Source organism: Flavobacterium sp. (genome assembly GCF_046153165.1).
GTDB lineage: Bacteria > Bacteroidota > Bacteroidia > Flavobacteriales > Flavobacteriaceae > Flavobacterium.
Genome location: NZ_JBJXEN010000054.1, coordinates 1 through 19,520 on the forward strand (window position 1 = coordinate 1; position 19,520 = coordinate 19,520).

General features: G+C 30.2%; 12 protein-coding genes and 1 pseudogene. 12 read left to right on the top strand and 1 reads right to left on the bottom strand.

Going from position 1 to position 19,520, the window contains the following annotated elements; genetic code table 11:
• A pseudogene (locus ACKVOV_RS06545) lies at positions 1 to 884 on the bottom strand (excinuclease ABC subunit A); the annotation flags it as partial.
• A 196-nt stretch (positions 885 to 1,080) separates the two neighbouring features.
• Here ACKVOV_RS06545 and ACKVOV_RS06550 point away from each other — a divergent pair.
• The 12 genes from ACKVOV_RS06550 to ACKVOV_RS06605 all read left to right on the top strand — a co-directional run bounded on the left by ACKVOV_RS06550 (position 1,081) and on the right by ACKVOV_RS06605 (position 19,292).
• Complete coding sequence (locus ACKVOV_RS06550; protein ID WP_409205960.1) at positions 1,081 to 3,858, top strand: triple tyrosine motif-containing protein; 2,778 nt, start codon at positions 1,081 to 1,083, stop codon at positions 3,856 to 3,858.
• Positions 3,859 to 4,260: 402 nt separating this feature from the next.
• The gene (locus tag ACKVOV_RS06555; protein WP_409205961.1) at positions 4,261 to 7,392 is read left to right on the top strand and encodes a SusC/RagA family TonB-linked outer membrane protein; all 3,132 of its coding nucleotides are present in this window, start codon (positions 4,261 to 4,263) and stop codon (positions 7,390 to 7,392) included.
• A gap of 13 nt (positions 7,393 to 7,405) precedes the next feature.
• The gene (locus ACKVOV_RS06560; protein ID WP_409205962.1) at positions 7,406 to 8,932 is read left to right on the top strand and encodes a RagB/SusD family nutrient uptake outer membrane protein; all 1,527 of its coding nucleotides are present in this window, start codon (positions 7,406 to 7,408) and stop codon (positions 8,930 to 8,932) included.
• Positions 8,933 to 8,945: 13 nt separating this feature from the next.
• The gene (locus ACKVOV_RS06565; RefSeq protein WP_409205963.1) at positions 8,946 to 10,055 is read left to right on the top strand and encodes a hypothetical protein; all 1,110 of its coding nucleotides are present in this window, start codon (positions 8,946 to 8,948) and stop codon (positions 10,053 to 10,055) included.
• A 10-nt stretch (positions 10,056 to 10,065) separates the two neighbouring features.
• Positions 10,066 to 11,025 carry a hypothetical protein gene (locus ACKVOV_RS06570; protein ID WP_409205964.1) on the top strand — a complete coding sequence of 320 codons (960 nt, stop codon included), beginning with the start codon at positions 10,066 to 10,068 and terminating at the stop codon, positions 11,023 to 11,025.
• 72 nt (positions 11,026 to 11,097) lie between these two features.
• On the top strand, positions 11,098 to 12,189 hold the full coding sequence (locus tag ACKVOV_RS06575) for a glycoside hydrolase family 16 protein (RefSeq protein WP_409205965.1): 1,092 nt from the start codon (positions 11,098 to 11,100) through the stop codon (positions 12,187 to 12,189).
• A gap of 136 nt (positions 12,190 to 12,325) precedes the next feature.
• A complete protein-coding gene (locus tag ACKVOV_RS06580; RefSeq protein WP_409205966.1) occupies positions 12,326 to 13,771 on the top strand; it encodes a glycoside hydrolase family 30 protein in 1,446 nt (481 codons plus the stop codon).
• 11 nt (positions 13,772 to 13,782) lie between these two features.
• Positions 13,783 to 15,231 carry a glycoside hydrolase family 30 protein gene (locus ACKVOV_RS06585; protein WP_409205967.1) on the top strand — a complete coding sequence of 483 codons (1,449 nt, stop codon included), beginning with the start codon at positions 13,783 to 13,785 and terminating at the stop codon, positions 15,229 to 15,231.
• A 78-nt stretch (positions 15,232 to 15,309) separates the two neighbouring features.
• Positions 15,310 to 17,532, top strand: a complete 2,223-nt coding sequence (locus ACKVOV_RS06590; protein WP_409205968.1) for a glycoside hydrolase family 3 N-terminal domain-containing protein — start codon at positions 15,310 to 15,312, stop codon at positions 17,530 to 17,532.
• 175 nt (positions 17,533 to 17,707) lie between these two features.
• Positions 17,708 to 18,292: an RNA polymerase sigma factor gene (locus tag ACKVOV_RS06595; RefSeq protein ID WP_409205969.1), complete on the top strand. Its 585-nt coding sequence runs from the start codon at positions 17,708 to 17,710 to the stop codon at positions 18,290 to 18,292.
• A gap of 49 nt (positions 18,293 to 18,341) precedes the next feature.
• A complete protein-coding gene (locus ACKVOV_RS06600) occupies positions 18,342 to 18,485 on the top strand; it encodes a hypothetical protein (RefSeq protein WP_409205970.1) in 144 nt (47 codons plus the stop codon).
• 162 nt (positions 18,486 to 18,647) lie between these two features.
• Positions 18,648 to 19,292: a PAS domain-containing protein gene (locus ACKVOV_RS06605; protein WP_409205971.1), complete on the top strand. Its 645-nt coding sequence runs from the start codon at positions 18,648 to 18,650 to the stop codon at positions 19,290 to 19,292.
• Positions 19,293 to 19,520 lie beyond the last annotated feature (228 nt).

The window sequence follows — 19,520 nt, forward strand, 5'->3', positions numbered from 1 at the left end:
CCAATAATATTGCCATAACCATCACAAACAGGGCAAGCTCCGTAAGGATTATTAAAACTAAACAAATGAACGTTTGGTTCTAAAAAAGACAATCCGTCTAACTCGAAATTTGCACTATAACTATATTTTTTATAAGAATTTACTTCTTGAATATAACAAATCCCTTTGCCTTCATAAAAAGCGGTTTGTACAGAATCTGCCAATCGGTTGAAGAAATCCTCATCATCTTTAAGAACAATTCTATCAATAATAAGTAAAATGTCTTTAACATTCAATTTTTTATCTACTAATTCATCAAGACGAATCATCTCATTTTTAACCAAAACACGAGCAAAACCTTGTTGCAAAAGAACTTTTAGTTTGTCTTCTAATTTTCGTCCTTCTTCCAGATGAATTGGAGCAAGGAGCAACCATTTAGAGTCAATTCCGAAAGTTTTCACATCATTTATAACATCAGAAACCGTATTTTTTTTGACTTCAAGACCAGAAATTGGTGAAATAGTTTTACCAATTCTTGCATATAATAATTTTAGATAATCATAAATTTCGGTAGAAGTTCCAACTGTAGAACGAGCATTGGTTGTGTTAACTTTTTGTTCGATAGCAATAGCAGGTGCAATTCCTTTTATATATTCGACTTTAGGTTTGTCTAATCTTCCTAAAAATTGTCGGGCATAACTAGACAAACTTTCTACATAACGACGTTGTCCTTCGGCATATAAAGTATCGAAAGCCAAAGAAGATTTTCCAGAACCAGAAAGCCCAGTAATTACTACTAATTTATTACGAGGAATAGCAACGTCAAGATTTTTCAAATTATGAATTTGAGCACCTTTTATAATTATATTTTCCTTTGGATTTAGTTTTGAAATATCAGTTTGCATGCAAAAAAAGAGTTTTTACAAAGATAATCATTCTGATGTCATAAAGTTAAATGTTGTGAAGCCAAATGTTGCAAAATAAAATAGAAATTTGTGTTAAATTTACTATGATTATTCTATTTTTACGAATCAAATGTTTAAAATAACATTTCTATTTACCATGTTATACTGTAAATTATCAAAATATTTTCTTTTCTTTTTGTTGATTCCATTTTTTGTAGTTTCACAAGAATTACCACCAATCGTAAAATATAATTCGACAACTTATAATGCTGGAAATCAAAATTGGATGATTTCTCAAGACAAAAATCACTTTGTTTTCTTTGCAAATAATGAGGGATTATTAGAATTTAATGGCTCAAATTGGACTTTATATCCTTCTCCAAATGAAACAATTATTCGCTCAGTAAAAGTTATAGAGGATAGGATTTTTACTGGCTGTTATATGGAATTTGGTTTTTGGAAAAGACAAAATAATGGACAGTTAATTTACACTTCTTTAAGTAAACGAATAAAAAGTAAAATTCAAGATGACGAACAATTTTGGAATATTCTAAATTATGATCAGTGGGTAATATTTCAGTCATTAAGTAGAATTTATATATACGATACAAAAACTGAAAAAATTAATATTATTTCGCCTAAAAATGGGGTTTTTAAGATATTTAGAGCAAATAATTCTATTTATTTTCAAACTATTGGAGAAGGTTTTTTTGAAATTGAAAATGGAAAAAGTAAGTTAGTTTCTGCAAATCCTATTTTAAAAGAGAATAGATTAGTTAATATTTTTGCTACAGATGATGGACTCCTAATACAAACTCAATCTAATGGTTTCTATAAATTAATAAACGGAGATTTATCTAAATACCTAATTGCAGCAGAGGCTGATATAACATCAAATACTATATATAGTAGCCAGAGATTATCTGATGGAAGTTTTGCATTTGGAGCAATTTCGAATGGAATTTATATTATATCCAAAGAAGGAAATATTCTATATCATATTACTCAGAATACTGGATTAAGTAATAATACAGCTTTATCATTGTTTGAAGATGTTGATAAAAATCTTTGGATTGGTTTAGATAACGGTATAAATTGTATCAATTTGCAATCACCAGTTAAGAGTTTTTCTGATGATACAGGAATTTTAGGAACAGTTTACACATCTTTATTATTTAAAGGAAAATTGTATGTAGGTACAAATCAAGGTTTGTTTTATAAAACGTATCAAAGTAATGAGCAATTTAAATTTATAAAAGGAACTAAAGGACAAGTTTGGGCTTTATTTGAATACGGAGAGGTATTATTTTGTGGTCATGATGCTGGAACTTTTATAATAAATGGTGATTTAGCAAGAAATATTTTTTCGCAATCAGGAACATGGAAATTTGAAACCGATATAACAAATAAAAACATACTTTTTCAAGGAAATTATTATGGAATTTCAGTTTTAGAAAAAATAAATAACAAATGGGTTTTTAGAAATAAAATTTCAGGATTTGATTATTCTTCAAAATATTTTGCGATTTCAAATGCTAATGATGTTTATGTAAGCCACGAGTACAAAGGAGTTTTTAGATTTAAATTAGATAATCAGTTTCAAAAAGCAACCAATTTATTTACTTATGAATCACCATCAAAAGGGAAAAATTCTAGTTTAATAAAGTTTAATAACACAATTTATTATGCTTATAAAGAAGGTATTTTTAAGCTAAATTCTAGAACAAAACAATTTGAAAAAGATATATTACTAAGCGAAGTATTCGAAAAGGATGAGTATACATCGGGAAAACTTATCGTAGATAAAGCGAATAGAATATGGTTATTTTCAAAGAATTACATACATTATTTTTCTGTAAGTAAATTAAGTTCAGATTTAAAACAAAATACAATTCCTATTCCTGCTTCATTAACAAATTCTATGTTGGGTTACGAAAATATAACACAACTTGCTAATTATGATTATTTTATAGGTACAACAGATGGTTATTATACTATTAATATAAATGATTTAAGTTTTAAAAATTACAGTGTTTCTATTTCAAATATTAGTATTAATAAATTAAATGAAAATATAATAAATACATCTATTTCTGATGATGGTAGTTTTAAATACAATCAAAACAATATTACATTTAGTTATACTGTTGCAGAATATAATAAGTATATAAATGCAGAATATCAATATTTATTAGAAGGAATACAAGATCACTGGAGTGAATGGAGTGCAAAATCGAATGTAAATTTTAAAAATTTATCTCCAGGAGAGTACACATTTAAAGTTAGAGCAAAAATAGCCAATTCATTATCGGAAAATGTCGCTATTTATAAATTTAGAATACTAAAACCTTGGTATTTAACAAACATTGCGTTAATCATATATTTATTGTTAGCAATAATTATAGCTTATTCTATTAATAAAATTTATGGAAGTTATCATGAAAAACAACGAGAAAAGCTAATAGAAGAAAATAACTTATTATTAGAAATTGCTGCTCTTGAAAATGAACAACAAATAATGAAGCTTAAAAACGAGCAATTATCCAATGATTTTGATGCTAAAAATAGGGAATTAGCAGTTTCGACAATGAGTTTGATAAAAAAAGATGAATTATTAGCATTAATAAGAGAAGATTTAAATAAAACTTCCGATGACGGTAATAATAAAAGTATAAAATCTGTTATATCTACAATAAATAAAAATATTACTAAGGAGGATACTTGGAATATTTTTAAAGAAGCCTTTGATAATGCAGATAATGATTTCCTTAAAAAAATAAAAGCTTCACATCCTAGTCTTACTTCAAGTGATTTAAAACTATGTGCTTATTTACGTCTTAATTTATCTTCAAAAGAGATTGCTCCAATATTAAATATTTCTATAAGAAGTGTAGAAATAAAAAGATATCGATTACGCAAAAAGCTAAATTTGCTACACGATGATGGGCTGGTTAATTACATCTTAAGTATCTAAAATTATGTATTTTATTTTTAAAACAAACAACAGTTTACTACATATATTACGATAACGTTTGCGTTATCTTCTTTTTTTATTATAATTATTAAAACTAATTCTATAGGTTAACTATACATTTTTTAATAATTACCTATACAATACCACAACATTAACGTTGTAATGAGTTTTTTAAAATTAGTTTTTTAACTTTTTTTTAAGGGTTTTAACAATCCTTAAAGGTTTGATTTTATTCATTTTTTTTTACGATATAATTATTTTTTTAGGTTTAAAATTTCATTATGTATATTTTTTGTTGTAGTTAATTATATAATTCTTATTGCATTATTAGATAATTTAGGCTTCAGATTTATAAGTCAAATAATAATGATTTATAAAATTTAACCAACTAAACTATATTTTATGAATTTAAAGTTATTTTCAATGGGTTTTAGGGATAAGATTTTCCTATTGTCTATGTTTTTTATCTTTATTGTGTCTGCACAAGCACAAAAGAAGGTTTCGGGTACAGTTTTATCTGAAGGATCTCCTTTACCTGGAGTAAATATTGTAATAAAAGACACTAATATCAGTGTCTCAACTGGTTTTGATGGTGGGTTTAGTATAAATGCACCCGCTAACGCAACCACTCTTGTAGTATCATATTTAGGATTTACTACAAAAGAAGTTGCAATAACTGGACAAGAAATGCAAATTTCGTTAGTTGATGAAACTAAAATACTTAATGAAATTGTAGTAAATGTAGGTTATGGAACGCAAAAGAAAAGCGTATTAACAGGTGCTATTTCTAGTATTAAGGCTTCGGAAATTGAAAAATTACCAGTTACGAGAATCGAACAAACATTACAAGGCAGAACATCTGGGGTAACAGTTATCACAAATTCTGGGCAACCAGGATCTAATGCTACTGTTAGAGTTAGAGGGATAACCTCTATAAATAATAGTGGTGCCTTATGGGTTGTTGATGGAATAGTAGTTGACGAAGGCGGAATAGGTTATTTGAATCAATCTGATATTCAGTCTATTGAAGTTTTAAAAGATGCAGCTTCTGCAGCTATTTATGGAACTAGAGCTGCAGCTGGAGTTATCTTGGTAACTACAAAAAAAGGAACATCAAAAGGTATGGTTGTAAACTATACAGGATATTCAGGAGTTTCTTCTCCTTCAAGAACGCTTAAATTATTAAATGCAACACAGTATGCGGTTTTAAGAAACGAAGCTTCTACAAATGGAGGTGGAGGTTTAATTTTTCCAAATCCCTCATCACTTGGCAGGGGAACCGATTGGCAAAAAGAAGTTTTTAATGATCATGCTATAAAAACTTCTCATGAAGCTTCTATAAGTGGAGGTAGTGATAAATCTACTTTTTATTTATCATTAGGTTATTTAAATCAAGAAGGTATTGTTGCCACAGATATTTCTAAACATAATAGAAAGAATTTTCGTTTGAATTCGAATCACAAAGTAAAAGATTGGTTTACAGTAGAACAAACATTAGGTTTTTCTGCTGAAAAAACTACGGGTATTGGAACTAATACAGAATATGGAGGACCTTTAAGTTCAGCCATAAATTTAGATCCAACTACACCAGTAATAGTTACCGATCCAGTTATGTCAGGTGCTCCACCATATAATAATACCTATGTTATTAGAGATCAATATGGTAACCCTTATGGTATTTCTACTCAAGTAGGTCAAGAAATGACAAATCCAGTAGCTTACCAAAAAACAAAATTAGGAAATTATGATTGGGGAAATAATTTAGTCGGAAATATTTCGGCAGAAATTGCTCCTATTAAAAGTTTAAAATTCAAAACTACATTTGCTGGAAAATGGGGTTATTGGGGAGGACAATCTTTTACACCTAAATACTATTTGAGCCCAACTGTAAGTACCACAGCAAACAATATTTATAGACATGAACATAGAGGTCTAAATTGGAATATCGAAAATACGTTGACTTATACTAAAAAAATAGGTAATCATAACTTCTCATTGTTATTAGGGCAAGGTGCCTATGTTGACAATAATGTACATAATAGCAATATAACAAAAACGAATATAGGAACTAACAGTTATCTTGATGCATCAATAAATTATCCTGTACCTACAGCAGATGTTACAGCAGCAGCTTGGGATAATGTACAACATAAAATTAGTTCTATGTTCTCTAGGTTAACTTATGATTTTAATGAAAAATATTTGTTAACAGGGATTGTACGTAGAGACGGTTCAACAAGATTTGGAGCTAATAAAAAATATGGAATTTTTCCTTCTGTTTCTGCTGGATGGGTAGTTTCTAAAGAAGCATTTTGGAAAGATAATAATGTGATTAATCAATTAAAATTCAAAGGTGGTTATGGTGTGACTGGTAATGATAATTATGGTGAAAACACAGATTTTAGATATTTAACTTTAATAGATTCAGGATTTAATTATCCTGTAGGTACTGGTCCAGATTCTACAATTGGTTACGCTCCAAATACATTATCAAATCCAGATTTGCAATGGGAAGAAACGACTCAAAGTAACATAGGTTTCGATGCAAAATTATTTAATAGTTTAATTATCGATTTTGATTTGTACAAAAAAACTACAAAAGGGATGTTAATGGACAATGAAGTTCCTGGATTTTTAGGGGTTTCAGCAAATCCATCTGCTAATATTGGAGATATGGAAAATAAAGGTTTTGAAGTTAGTTTAAATTACAGAAAAAAGATAGGTCAAGTTAATTATTCATTAAATGGAAATTATTCATTTCTTGAAAATAAAGTTACTTATTTGGGTAATAATAAGCAATTCTTAACAGGAGGTCAATCAGTTCAATCATCAACTTATCCAATTACTCGTACAGAAGTAGGTTTACCATATGGAGCATTTTATGGTTTTGAAACTGCAGGTATTTTTCAAAATATGGACGAAGTTAATGCTTATACAAATGCATCAGGAGGTTTAATTCAGCCACTTGCTGTTCCTGGAGATTTTAGATGGAAAGATGTAAACGGAGATGGGAAAATTACTGGAGATGATAGAACTTATTTGGGAACTCCAATTCCTAAACAGACTTTTGGCTTAACATTAAATGCAGATTACAAAGGATTTGACATAATGGTTATGGGACAAGGTGCTGCAGGAAATAAAATTTACCAAGGATTACGTCGTTTAGACATAGGAAGCGCAAACTATCAAACAAGCGCACTAACTCGTTGGAATGGTGAGGGAACATCTAATGATTATCCTAGACTAACAACAAATGATACTAATTTAAATTTCAGTAATCCATCAGATTTTTACCTAGAAAAAGGAGATTATGTTAGACTAAAAATTGCCCAAATTGGATATTCTTTGCCTTCAAGCTTAATAAACAAAATAAAACTACAAAAAGTTAGATTGTTTGTAACAGGTGAAAATCTTTTAACATTCACTAAATACTCAGGATATGATCCAGAAATTGGAGGAGGTTCATTAGGTATAGATAGAGGATATTATCCACAAGCAAAGACTTTTATGTTTGGAGCAAATTTGCAATTCTAAAAAAATAATAATTATGAAAAATTTTAAATTTAAAAAAATAGTTGTTTTACTATCAATTGTGATGATAACTGTTTCTTGTAGTAATGATTTTATCGAGGTTTCTCCACAAGGAGCTTCTACAGAGGCAAATTTCTATAAAAATTACGACGATGCAAAGGGTGCATTAATAGCAGCTTATGATGTTATGGGTAAAGAATCTGGAGGATTTGAAAACCAAATTGCCATGATGAATGCAGGGTCAGATGACCATGTAGCTGGAGGTGGTGGAGCAACAGATGGTGCAGGTATTCAATCGTTTTCTAACTATACAATTAGCGCGAGTCTTATTCCAGAAAGTTTTTTCAATGATTATTATAAAGGAATTTTTAGAGCCAACACTATTATAAGAAGACTTCCAGGTATTGAAATGTCAGTCTCTGATAGAAATAGACTTTCTGGTGAAGCCAAGGCTTTAAGAAGCTATTTTTATTTCAATTTAGTTAGGATGTTTAAAAATGTTCCTTTAATAACAACAGATGAATTAGCAATTGCTGATATTCCAACAATTACGCAAGCATCTCCTCAAGCTGTTTACGCTCAAATAGAACAAGATTTATTAGAAGCAATTGCTGTATTACCTAATTCAGTTGTGATTTCTTCAGAAGCAGGACGTTTTACAAAAGGAGCAGCTCAAGCACTTCTAGGAAAAGTTTATTTATTTGAAAATAAAAATGTTGATGCAGCAGCAATGTTGGCTAATGTAAATGGAACACCAGGAGCTACAAACCAATATGGAAATCATTTATTAGCTAATTTTAGTGATTTATGGATAGTTTCAAATAAATTTAATGCAGAATCGCTCTTAGAAGTTGCTCATATAGATTCACACGCATATTGGGGAATTAATTGGAGTGGGAAAGATGATGGAAATGCTTTAAATATTATGGTTGGACCTAGATCTTATTCAAGAACACCGTTAGGAGTTACTAATAATGCTCCAACTCATTCTCAAGGCTGGAGTTTCAATGTTATAACACAAGATTTATATAATGTACTATTAGGAGATCCACGTTTTAATTCAACAATTTCTAATTTAAAAGCTTTAGAAACTGGAGGAGAAATTAACTATTTACATGGCTATCAAGATACAGGGTATTTTCTAAAAAAGTTTATGCCAAATCAGTCTGATGTTTCAACAGGACCAGGAAATTGGGAATTAAATTTTAAACAGAATACATACTCAATTCGTTTGGCAGATACTTACCTTATGGAAGCAGAGGCATTAGGAGCATCTAGTTCTAGAGCGTTAGCATTAGTTAATGCAGTAAGAGTAAGAGCAGGTGTTGCACCATTAATTGCACTAACGATGAATGACATTAAGTTAGAGCGTAGAAAAGAATTAGCTGGTGAGGGACATCGTTTTTTCGATTTAGTTCGTTGGGGAGATGCGCCTACAAAACTAGCAAGCAAGGGTTTTGTTGCTGGTAAGAATGAAATATTTCCAATACCATTAAGTCAATTAACTAATACAAAATTAGTGCAAAATCCAGGTTATAATTAAATAAAAAAATTATATGAAAAAGATAAAATTAATTTTCAGCTTTGCTTTATTAGCGGTAACAATAAGCTGTACTATTCCTGAAGGTGTTAGTAATGATGATGTTGCATTAAGTGGGGTTTCATCATCAAATTACTCCAAAATATTTGATATTAGTACAAACAACTCAGGGTTAGTTAAAATAACTCCAACAGGAGAAGGAGTATCTTCTTATACTGTAAGTTATGGGCATGGTACTGGAGCAGGAGCATCGGCAACGGTTATGCCAGGAGCTAGTACAACACATATTTATCCTGAAGGAAACTATATGGTTGCTATAACTTCTTATGATTTATCAGGAGTTGCAACTACAACAACTTATCCGTTATCAATTATTTATTCGGCTCCAACAAATGTAGTTGGTGTTCAAAATTTTGCAGGGACAATATTAACATTAACAGCAACAGGTACTAATGCAAATGGGTTTACTGTAAATTGGGGTGATGGTAGTGCAGTTGAGACAATGACAGGAACGCTAGGGGGAACATTCACAGTTCCTACTCACAATTATGTACCGGGTATTTATACTTTGACTATTAAAGCTTTAAGTGGTGGAGCAGCATATACAGTAGTAACTTATCCTATAACTGTATTTTCTCCTTTCGAACTTCCTATTACTTACGAACTTCCATTGCAAAATTATAATGTCGGAGGGACTTTTGGTGGTGTTGATGTTATTCAAGTTGCAAATCCGTTTCCAGGAGGAATAAATAATTCTGCAACAGTACGTAAATATACTAAAACAGTTGGTGCAGCTAGTTGGAGTGGTACTTGGACACCATTAAGTTCTCCAAATGGGGTGGCTCTAAACACTAGTAATGGAAATAAAATTAAAGTAATGGTTTATTCTACAGAAGTTGGAAAAATGCTAAATGTAGAATTAGAACAGGGTAGTGGTGGTGTTTCTAATAAAGTATTAAAAGTAGCTTCTACTGTTGCTAATCAATGGGAAGAATTAACTTTTGACTTCGGTACTTTTGGTATTCCAGCAGGAACAACATTTAATCAATTAGTTTTTAGATATAATGATGTTGTAGATGGAACTGGTGAGGTAATTTATATAGATAATGTTAAACAAGTATTTTAAATAAATAATCATGAAAAAGATAAAATATATTTTAGGACTTTTTAGTCTTTTAGCACTTTTTCTTGTTGGATGCCAACAAGAAACATATACTTTAGGAGACTTAAATGCTCCATCAAGTCTAGTTATTAATACTCAAGTTATTGGACAAAGTGTTACTAATCCTAATGGAGATGGTTCCGGAAATGTAAAAATTACATTAACCGCAAATAATGCATTAACATATAAAATTGGTTATAAATTAATTAATGATAATACTTCTCCAATTTTGACTCAGGTTCCCACAGGATCGGTTACAAAAAAGTTTGAGGATGCAGGAGTTAGTACATATAGAATAACCGCTGTTGCTTATGGTAAAGGAGGAACTTCAACAAATATTACTAAGGATATTACTGTAAGAGTAGATTTTAACATGGATCCTACTATTATTTCTAACATTACAAATAATTCATCTAAAACTTGGGTTGTTGATAAAAGCGTTGCTTCTCATTTAAGAGTAGCACCTTGGAGTGATAATGATGGTGCTGGTAATCCTAATAATCCTGCAACAGTATGGTGGTCTGCGAGTATTAACGAAAAAGAAGTATGTTGTAATTGTTTTTATACTGCAAGATATACTTTTACAAAAACACCTACAAATACTTATACTCTTGCAGTTGCATCACCTGACGGTATTTTTATGAATAAAGCAGATAATAATCTAGGTGTTACAGGAACAACAGAAGAATGCACACCATTCACTCAACCTACAAAAGGATTTAGTTTTGGATCTGCAACTTCTAGGCCACTTCCTAATGATGTTCCAGCAACAACAGGGTTTAGAATCACTGTTGATGGAGTTGATGGTTTTATCGGATATGGTTCTGCAGGAAATACATATGAAATTTTAGAAAGCACACCAACATTTTTATATTTAAGAGCTAGAGGTGCTAATCAAAGTAATTTATGGTACATAAAACTAAAAGCTATTTAGCATTAAATAAATATACTCAGAACTAAAAATATAGTTCTGAGTATTATCTAAAAAACACTAAACTATTTTATAATGATTAAAAATATATTCTTCAGTACTTATTCTCATTTAATAAAGATTAATTTATTTTTATTTTTTTTGATTTTAGGTTGTAGTTCAAGCGATAGTGCTTCTAGTAATACTCCCATGGTTATTACTCCTTCTAATCTAGTAATTAATACTGAAATAGTTGGTGCAAATGCAGTAAATATAAATGGAGATGGTTCAGGAGTTGTCAATTTTAATTTATCAGCAATAAATGCTACTTCATATAGCGTTTTAGTAGATGGTCAAACTATAAATTCGACAACAGGAATTTTTAGTTATACATTCACTGGAAGTGGAACAACTACTTATACCATTTTAGCCTCTGCATATAATGGAGGTCAGTTTGTTTCGGGTAGTAAAACTATTACAGTATTTGTTGGTTCAAATTTACTTTGGTCTGATGAGTTCAATACAGATGGAGCGCCTAATACCTCAAGCTGGAGTTACGATATTGGAGCTGGTGGTTGGGGAAATAATGAAGAACAATATTATACAAATAGACCAGAAAATGTGATTGTTCAAGGTGGATTATTAAAAATAAAAACAATAAAAGAATCTTATTTAGGGAGTGCTTATACCTCTGCTAGAATTCTAACCAAAGGTAAATTTTCGTTCAAATATGGGAAAGTAGATATTTATGCAAAACTTCCTTCGGGTGGAGGAACATGGCCAGCTTTATGGATGCTTGGAGATAATATTAGTACAGCTGGTTGGCCTGCTTGTGGAGAAATAGATATTATGGAACATATTGGTAATCAGTTAGGTAAAATTCACGGAACATTGCATCATCCAGGTCATTCCGGAGGAAATGGGGATACTTCAACTGTAGATATCACAAATGTAACAACACAATTTCACTTATATACTATCGATTGGAGAGCTAGTTATATAAAATTTTATGTAGATAATGTACTATTTTATACATTTTCAAATAGTAGCTCTTTACCATTCAATCAGAATTTCTTCCTAATCTTCAATAATGCTATGGGAGGTAATTTTGGTAATGTAGGAGGAGGAATAGATCCAAATTTTACTGCATCTACTTTTGAAGTTGATTATGTAAGAGTTTATAATTAAAAATTTTGAGTTTAGTTGGTTTCTATTAAAAGCTTCTGTTTAAAATTATGAATAGGAGCTTTTATTGATGTTGATTAAATTAGTAAACAATAAATTAATTGCAATATGATCTCATGCTGAAATAAATTATAAATAAATGAAAAAATTAAAAAGATTAGTTCCTGTTTTTATATCAATTCTTTTACAATATGGTTGTTCTTCGGCTAGTGATGTAAACACTACAGTGACTAACCAACAAAATCCACCAGCTGTAAATCAATTAGATTTTTGGTTAACTAAAGGCAATCAATCAATAAAATTAGAAAAACAAAATACAATTTTAGAGTTCGGAACTGCTTATAACACTTATCCAAATATTGACATTGATGAAAATCAGACCTTTCAAACTATAGATGGTTTTGGTTATACTTTAACTGGAGGTAGTGCGCAAGTAATTAATCAATTAAGTCCTCAAGTAAAGCAAGAACTTTTGCAAGAATTATTCGGCTCTAATTTAAACTCAATATCAATAAATTATTTAAGAATAAGTATTGGAGCATCGGACTTAAATGCTTCCCCTTTTTCTTATAATGATTTACCAGTAGGTCAAACAGATCCAAATCAAACAAGTTTTAGTCTTGCTCCCGATAGTGTAAACTTAATTCCTTTGCTAAAGGAAATACTGCTTATAAATCCAAATATTAAAATTCTTGCAACACCTTGGTCTGCACCAGTTTGGATGAAAGATACTAATAGTTTTGTAGGTGGAAGTTTGCAACCACAATATTACAGTTCTTATGCGCAATATTTTGTAAAATATATTCAAAAAATGCAACAAGAAGGTATTCGTATTGATGCTATTACACCACAAAACGAACCTCTTAATGCAGGAAACAATCCGAGTATGTTAATGAGTTCTTTGCAACAAACAAATTTTATAAAAAACAATTTAGGCCCAGCTTTTGAAAATGCTAATATCGACACTAAAGTTATTACTTATGACCATAATTGTGACCAACCAGAATATCCTATTGCAATATTAAATGATGCAATTGCAAACCCATTTATTAATGGTTCTGCATTTCACTTATATGGTGGAAATATAAATGCCATGAGCTCTGTTCATAATGCATATCCTAATAAAAACGTCTATTTTACAGAACAATGGACTTCATCTAGTGGAGATTTTGCAGGAGATCTAAAATGGCATGTAAAAAATGTAGTAATAGGTTCTATGCGTAATTGGAGTAAGGTTGCTTTAGAATGGAATTTAGCTAATGATTCTTCATTTGGACCTCATACAGTAGGAGGTTGTTCAGCCTGTAAAGGCGCAATTACTATTGAAAGTAGTTCATATTTTACTCGAAATGTGGGATACTATATAATTGCTCATGCTTCAAAATTTGTTCCAGTTGGCTCAGTAAGAATTACGTCAACTCAATCTGGAAATATAAATAATGCAGTATTTAAAACACCTGCAGGGAAATATGTAATGATTGTAGAAAATGATGGGACTACGAATGAAATATTTAATATAAAATTCAACGGAAAATGGGTTACTGTTTCACTCGATGGTGATTCAGTAGCAACATTTGTTTGGTAAAAAAAATATTTATGAAAGATATTGCAATCATACTCTTTACTTTGTATTCAGTATTTGGATTTTCACAAAAAAAAAGAGACAAGGTTTTTTCTACAAAAGATAAAATAGTTACAGTTTATACTTCTGCTGACAGTACAGATTTGCGATTATCTAAAACGAATGAATTAAAGTTTTATGAACTAAAACAACCACTAGAAACTCAGACTTGTATTTTTGTAAATCCGAATAAAAAGTTTCAAAAATTTCTCGGAATTGGAGGAGCAATAACAGATGCAAGCGCCGAAGTTTTTGCAAAATTACCTGCTAATAAACAACAAGAATTTCTTAACGCATATTTTAGTAAAGAAAAAGGAATAGGTTACTCGTTAATACGAACTAACATAAATAGTTGTGATTTTAGTTCGGATATGTATACTTACGTTACAGAAGGAGATAAAGAACTAAAAACTTTTAATATACAACACGACAAAAAATATCGTATTCCACTTATTAAAAAAGCAATAGAATTAGCTGGAGGAAATCTAACCTTATTTGTAAGTCCTTGGTCTCCACCTGCATTTATGAAAAGTAATAATAATGTTTTGCAAGGAGGAAAATTATTACCCGAATATTATCAATCATGGGCAAATTATTATGTAAAGTATATAAATGATTATCAAAAAGAGGGAATACCAGTTTGGGGATTAACCATCCAAAACGAGCCAATGGCTACACAACGTTGGGAGTCATGTATATATACAGCAGAAGAAGAAAGAGATTTTCTTAAAAATTATCTCGGACCAACATTAAAAAAAGCAGGACTTGGAGATAAAAAAATTAATATTTGGGATCACAATCGAGATTTAATTTCGCAAAGAGTAAGCACAATTTTAGACGATCCAGAAGCTAGTAAATATGTATGGGGAATAGGTTTTCACTGGTACGAAAGCTGGAGTGGAGGAGAACAAATGTTCGATAATATAGGAAAAGTAAATGAAATGTACCCAAATAAAAACCTTATTTTTACTGAAGGTTGCTCAGAAAGTTTCAAAAAAGAAAGATATCAAGTTTGGGCAAACGGGGAACGTTATGGAAAATCGATGATAAACGATTTTAACAACGGAACCGTAGGTTGGACAGATTGGAATATACTTCTCGACGAAAAAGGCGGACCAAATCATGTTCAGAATTTTTGCTTTTCACCAATACACGGAGATACAACAACGGGAGATCTAATATATACACCTTCTTATTATTTTATTGGACATTTTTCTAAATTTATTGGAAAAGATGCTAAAAGAATAAGCTCGGTTGCCAGCCGAAGTCAATTGTTAACAACTTCATTTCTTAATAAAGACGGAAAAATCGTTACAATTGTTATGAATCAAAGCAGTACAAAAGTAATTTATAATTTGTGTGTAGGAACAGCAGCAACAGAAGTTACAATTTTGCCACATGCAATTCAGACTTTGGTATACTAAATTAACATATAAAATTAATCCACATTTCTTATCTACTTTTTAATATTTCTATAAGATCAAGAAAAAATAAAATAACACATGAATCCAATCTTAAAAATTATTTTCCTATTCTATTTTTCTATTGCATTTTCTCAAGAAAAAACAATAGAAAGCAAAGTTGATGCTTTAATCAAACAAATGACTTTGGAAGAAAAAGTGGGGCAATTAAATCAATATACTGGAGATAATACAGCAACTGGACCGCTTACAATTAATAATAATAAACAAGAAGAAATAAAAGCAGGAAAAATAGGATCTATGCTTAATGTTTTAGGAGCAAAATATACTCGTCAGTACCAAGAATTAGCAATGCAATCTCGTCTAAAAATCCCATTACTTTTTGGATTAGATGTCATTCACGGGTATAAAACTACATTTCCAATTCCATTAGCAGAAGCCGCTTCTTGGGATCTAGCGGCTATACAACAAGGTTCAAGAATCGCAGCAACAGAAGCATCAGCAAGTGGAATCCATTGGACATTTGCGCCAATGGTTGATATTTCTCGTGATCCTCGTTGGGGCAGGGTTATGGAAGGTGCAGGGGAAGATACTTATCTTGGTTCTAAAATTGCCTATGCACGCGTAAAAGGTTTTCAGGGTAATAAATTAGGTGACTTAAGTTCAGTAATGGCATGTGTCAAACATTTTGCAGCTTATGGTTTAGCAGTTGGTGGACGAGAATATAATTCAGTCGATTTAAGCGATAGAATGTTATGGGAAACTTATTTACCCCCATTTAAAGCTGCTCTAGATGCTGGCGCGGCAACATTTATGAATTCTTTTAACGATATAAACGGAATTCCTGCAACGGCAAATAAATATATTCAAAGAGATATTCTTAAAGGAAAATGGGGTTTCAAAGGTTTTGTAGTTTCAGATTGGGGCTCTATTGGAGAAATGATTGCTCATGGATACTCTAAGGACTTAAAAGAAGCAGCTCAAATGGCAATCATGGCAGGAAATGATATGGATATGGAAAGTAATGCTTATCGTAATAATTTAGAACGATTAGTCAAAGAAAATAAAGTGCCAATAGCAATTGTTAATGATGCAGTAAAACGAATTCTTACTAAAAAATTCGAATTAGGTTTGTTTGACAATCCTTTTAAATATTGCAGTGAAGAACTTCAAAATAAAGAACTTAATAATCCTGAGCATACTAGAATTGCAAGAGATATGGCAAAGAAGAGTATTGTTCTTCTAAAAAACGAGAAAAATATTTTGCCTCTTTCCAAGGAAACAAAAACTATCGCATTTATTGGGCCAATGGTAAAGCCAAAACGTATTAATCATGGCTTTTGGGCTGTCGATCTAAAAGAAATTGATTCAACATATATAGTTTCTCAATGGGAAGGATTGGAAAATAAGTTAGATAAAACTACTAAATTACTTTATGCAAAAGGTTGTGGTGTACAAGACATTAGCAAAGCAGGTTTTCAAGAAGCAATAGATATTGCTAATCAAGCTGATGTTGTAATATTAAGCATAGGAGAACGATTTAATATGAGTGGAGAAGCTCAAAGTAGAAGTAATATTCACCTACCAGGAGTTCAAGAAGATTTAATTAAAGAATTGCAAAAAACTGGAAAACCAATCGTAATTCTAATTAATGCAGGACGACCATTAATTTTTAATTGGACTGCGGATAATATGCCAACAATAGTTTATACTTGGTGGTTGGGTTCAGAAGCTGGTAATGCAATTGCTGATGTCCTTTTTGGAGATTATAATCCATCAGGGAAACTGCCTATGTCTTTTCCAAGAGATGAGGGTCAGATCCCAATTTATTACAATCATTTTAGTACAGGACGACCTTCTGTTAATGAAGATAAAATTTATAAATCGGCTTATATTGATTTACCAAATACTCCTAAATTTCCATTCGGTTTTGGTTTGAGCTATACCACTTTTCAATATTCTGATTTAAAATTATCTAAACTTAAAATGAAAAAAGATGAGATTATAGAAGCTTCAGTAACTATCACAAATACTGGAAAATTTGCTGGAGAAGAAGTAGTTCAGTTGTATCTTCATGACTTATTTGGATCTGTAGTTAGACCAATTATTGAATTAAAAGATTTTCAAAAAATAAAATTAGAAGTTGGAGAATCTAAAACTATAAAGTTTGTTATCGATAATAAAAAATTATCATTTTATAATTCTAAATTAGATTTCGAATCAGAAATAGGGGATTTTGAAATAATGATTGGATCATCTTCAGCAGATATTCGATTGAAAAATAATTTTGAGTTGATAAAATAGAAAATCGAGATGAAAAATAATTTTTATTGCATTCAAAATGTTAAATTTTTAAATAATGTTGTTAATGTGAAATAAATTACATTAAATTTGAATTCTATAAAACACCAAAAACACCAGCTTATAACAAAGAAATACTTTTAAAAAAGAGATAAACCCAAAATCTAAAAGTATTGTTATGGCTACAAATCAACTCCCAGACGCATTATTGGTAAGGCGTTACATCGATGGTGATGAATCAGCGTTATCTACATTAGTAAAAAGACACGAGTCTAAAATTTTTGGTTTTATATATTCAAAAATTTTAGATAGAGATATTTCTGATGATATATTCCAGGATACATTTATAAAAGTTATTAAAACACTTAAAAGTAATTCATATAATGAAGAAGGAAAATTTTTGCCTTGGGTCATGCGAATTGCTCATAATCTAATTATAGATCATTTCCGAAAAACAAAAAAAATGCCCATGTATCGGGAAACAGAAGAGTTTTCTATTTTTTCGATGATGAGTGATAATTCTCCAAATATTGAAAATAAAATCATTACCGATCAAGTTGAAAAAGACTTAATTAAGCTACTTAAAGAATTGCCAGATGACCAAAGAGAAGTGGTCGAAATGAGAATTTATCAAGATTTAAGTTTCAAAGAAATTTCTGAATCAACGGGAGTGAGTATTAATACAGCACTAGGAAGAATGCGTTATGCATTAATAAATTTAAGGAGAATAATAGATAAAAATCAAATTATATTAACTAATTAAGCAATATTTTTTTTTAGTTTGCGTTATACTATAAATTATAAATAATAGTATGGCAAAAATTTACTTTAAAAAGAAAAATGCAACCCCTAAAATGTTACCAAAAAAAGAAACAGTCAATTTTATATTGAGCTATTCTAAAGCATTAAGAATAGACAAGATAGGTGAGGGGACTTTCGAAACAATTTTAAATTAACAAAAAACGCTCAAATTATTGGGCGTTTTTTTATATTTTAAATTGTAACCTTTTTATTCTCTAAAGGTTACAAAAAAGACATCGTTCTAATAGTTATTATGACTTTAATTATGAAAATTTATTTTACATTTGTGTGCCAAATCTAACCTGACCAAACAAAGTATGAATGAAGAAATAAAGTTTGTAAAACCTACAACTATTGATAAAGAAGTATCATGGGACAAAACTAAAACTATTATGAGTAAGACCGATCTATATGGAACGATCGAGTTTGTAAATGAAGTTTTTGTAGATGTTTCTGGGTACGAAGATTATGAACTAATCGCAAAACCACATAATATTATTAGACATCCTGATATGCCCCAAATTATCTTTAAAATACTTTGGGATAATATAAAACAAGGAAATCAGTTTCACGCAATCGTAAAAAACTTAGCTAAATCAGGAAGGTATTATTGGGTTATCTCTGATTTTGAGTATATCAGAGATGAAAATGAAAATGTCACAAAATATATAGCAAGACGAAGATCAGTTCCCCAAGATATAATTACAAATCATATTGAGCCACTATATCGAAAATTACTGCAAATAGAACAAGTTAGTGGAGTAGATGCAAGTGAAAAATATCTGATAGGTTTTCTAGAAGAATCAGGAGTTAGTTATGCTGATCTAATTACTAATTTGATTTTAGATGAGGACAAAGCACAACAATTGCTACAAATTAAGGAGAAAAGTCCAGAAACTAATATAGAAGATAGAAAAGAACAAAAGCGAGGATACTTTAGTAGATATTTCTCAAGAGATTAATTCTTGAATATAGTTTAAAACTGAATTTATTTGATTTAGTTTTAATTCTAAAAACACAACTACAAATTATATTATTTAGTCTTTAATTTTACTGAAATAAAAAAATTTAAGTCAGTATATTTTTTTATTTCCTAATAGTACAAATAGAATATGTTTAAAAGTTATATAAGCAATTTTAAAGGGTTTCCTCGAGAAATATGGATTCTTACCATTCTTACATTTATAAAT

What these genes read in the sequence shown, in the direction of transcription:
- ACKVOV_RS06555 (WP_409205961.1), top strand. Translation starts at nt 4,261, where the DNA reads ATGAATTTAAAGTTATTTTCAATGGGTTTTAGGGATAAGATTTTCCTA.
- ACKVOV_RS06560 (WP_409205962.1), top strand. Translation starts at nt 7,406, where the DNA reads ATGAAAAATTTTAAATTTAAAAAAATAGTTGTTTTACTATCAATTGTG.
- ACKVOV_RS06565 (WP_409205963.1), top strand. Translation starts at nt 8,946, where the DNA reads ATGAAAAAGATAAAATTAATTTTCAGCTTTGCTTTATTAGCGGTAACA.
- ACKVOV_RS06570 (WP_409205964.1), top strand. Translation starts at nt 10,066, where the DNA reads ATGAAAAAGATAAAATATATTTTAGGACTTTTTAGTCTTTTAGCACTT.
- ACKVOV_RS06575 (WP_409205965.1), top strand. Translation starts at nt 11,098, where the DNA reads ATGATTAAAAATATATTCTTCAGTACTTATTCTCATTTAATAAAGATT.
- ACKVOV_RS06580 (WP_409205966.1), top strand. Translation starts at nt 12,326, where the DNA reads ATGAAAAAATTAAAAAGATTAGTTCCTGTTTTTATATCAATTCTTTTA.
- ACKVOV_RS06585 (WP_409205967.1), top strand. Translation starts at nt 13,783, where the DNA reads ATGAAAGATATTGCAATCATACTCTTTACTTTGTATTCAGTATTTGGA.
- ACKVOV_RS06590 (WP_409205968.1), top strand. Translation starts at nt 15,310, where the DNA reads ATGAATCCAATCTTAAAAATTATTTTCCTATTCTATTTTTCTATTGCA.
- ACKVOV_RS06595 (WP_409205969.1), top strand. Translation starts at nt 17,708, where the DNA reads ATGGCTACAAATCAACTCCCAGACGCATTATTGGTAAGGCGTTACATC.
- ACKVOV_RS06600 (WP_409205970.1), top strand. Translation starts at nt 18,342, where the DNA reads ATGGCAAAAATTTACTTTAAAAAGAAAAATGCAACCCCTAAAATGTTA.
- ACKVOV_RS06605 (WP_409205971.1), top strand. Translation starts at nt 18,648, where the DNA reads ATGAATGAAGAAATAAAGTTTGTAAAACCTACAACTATTGATAAAGAA.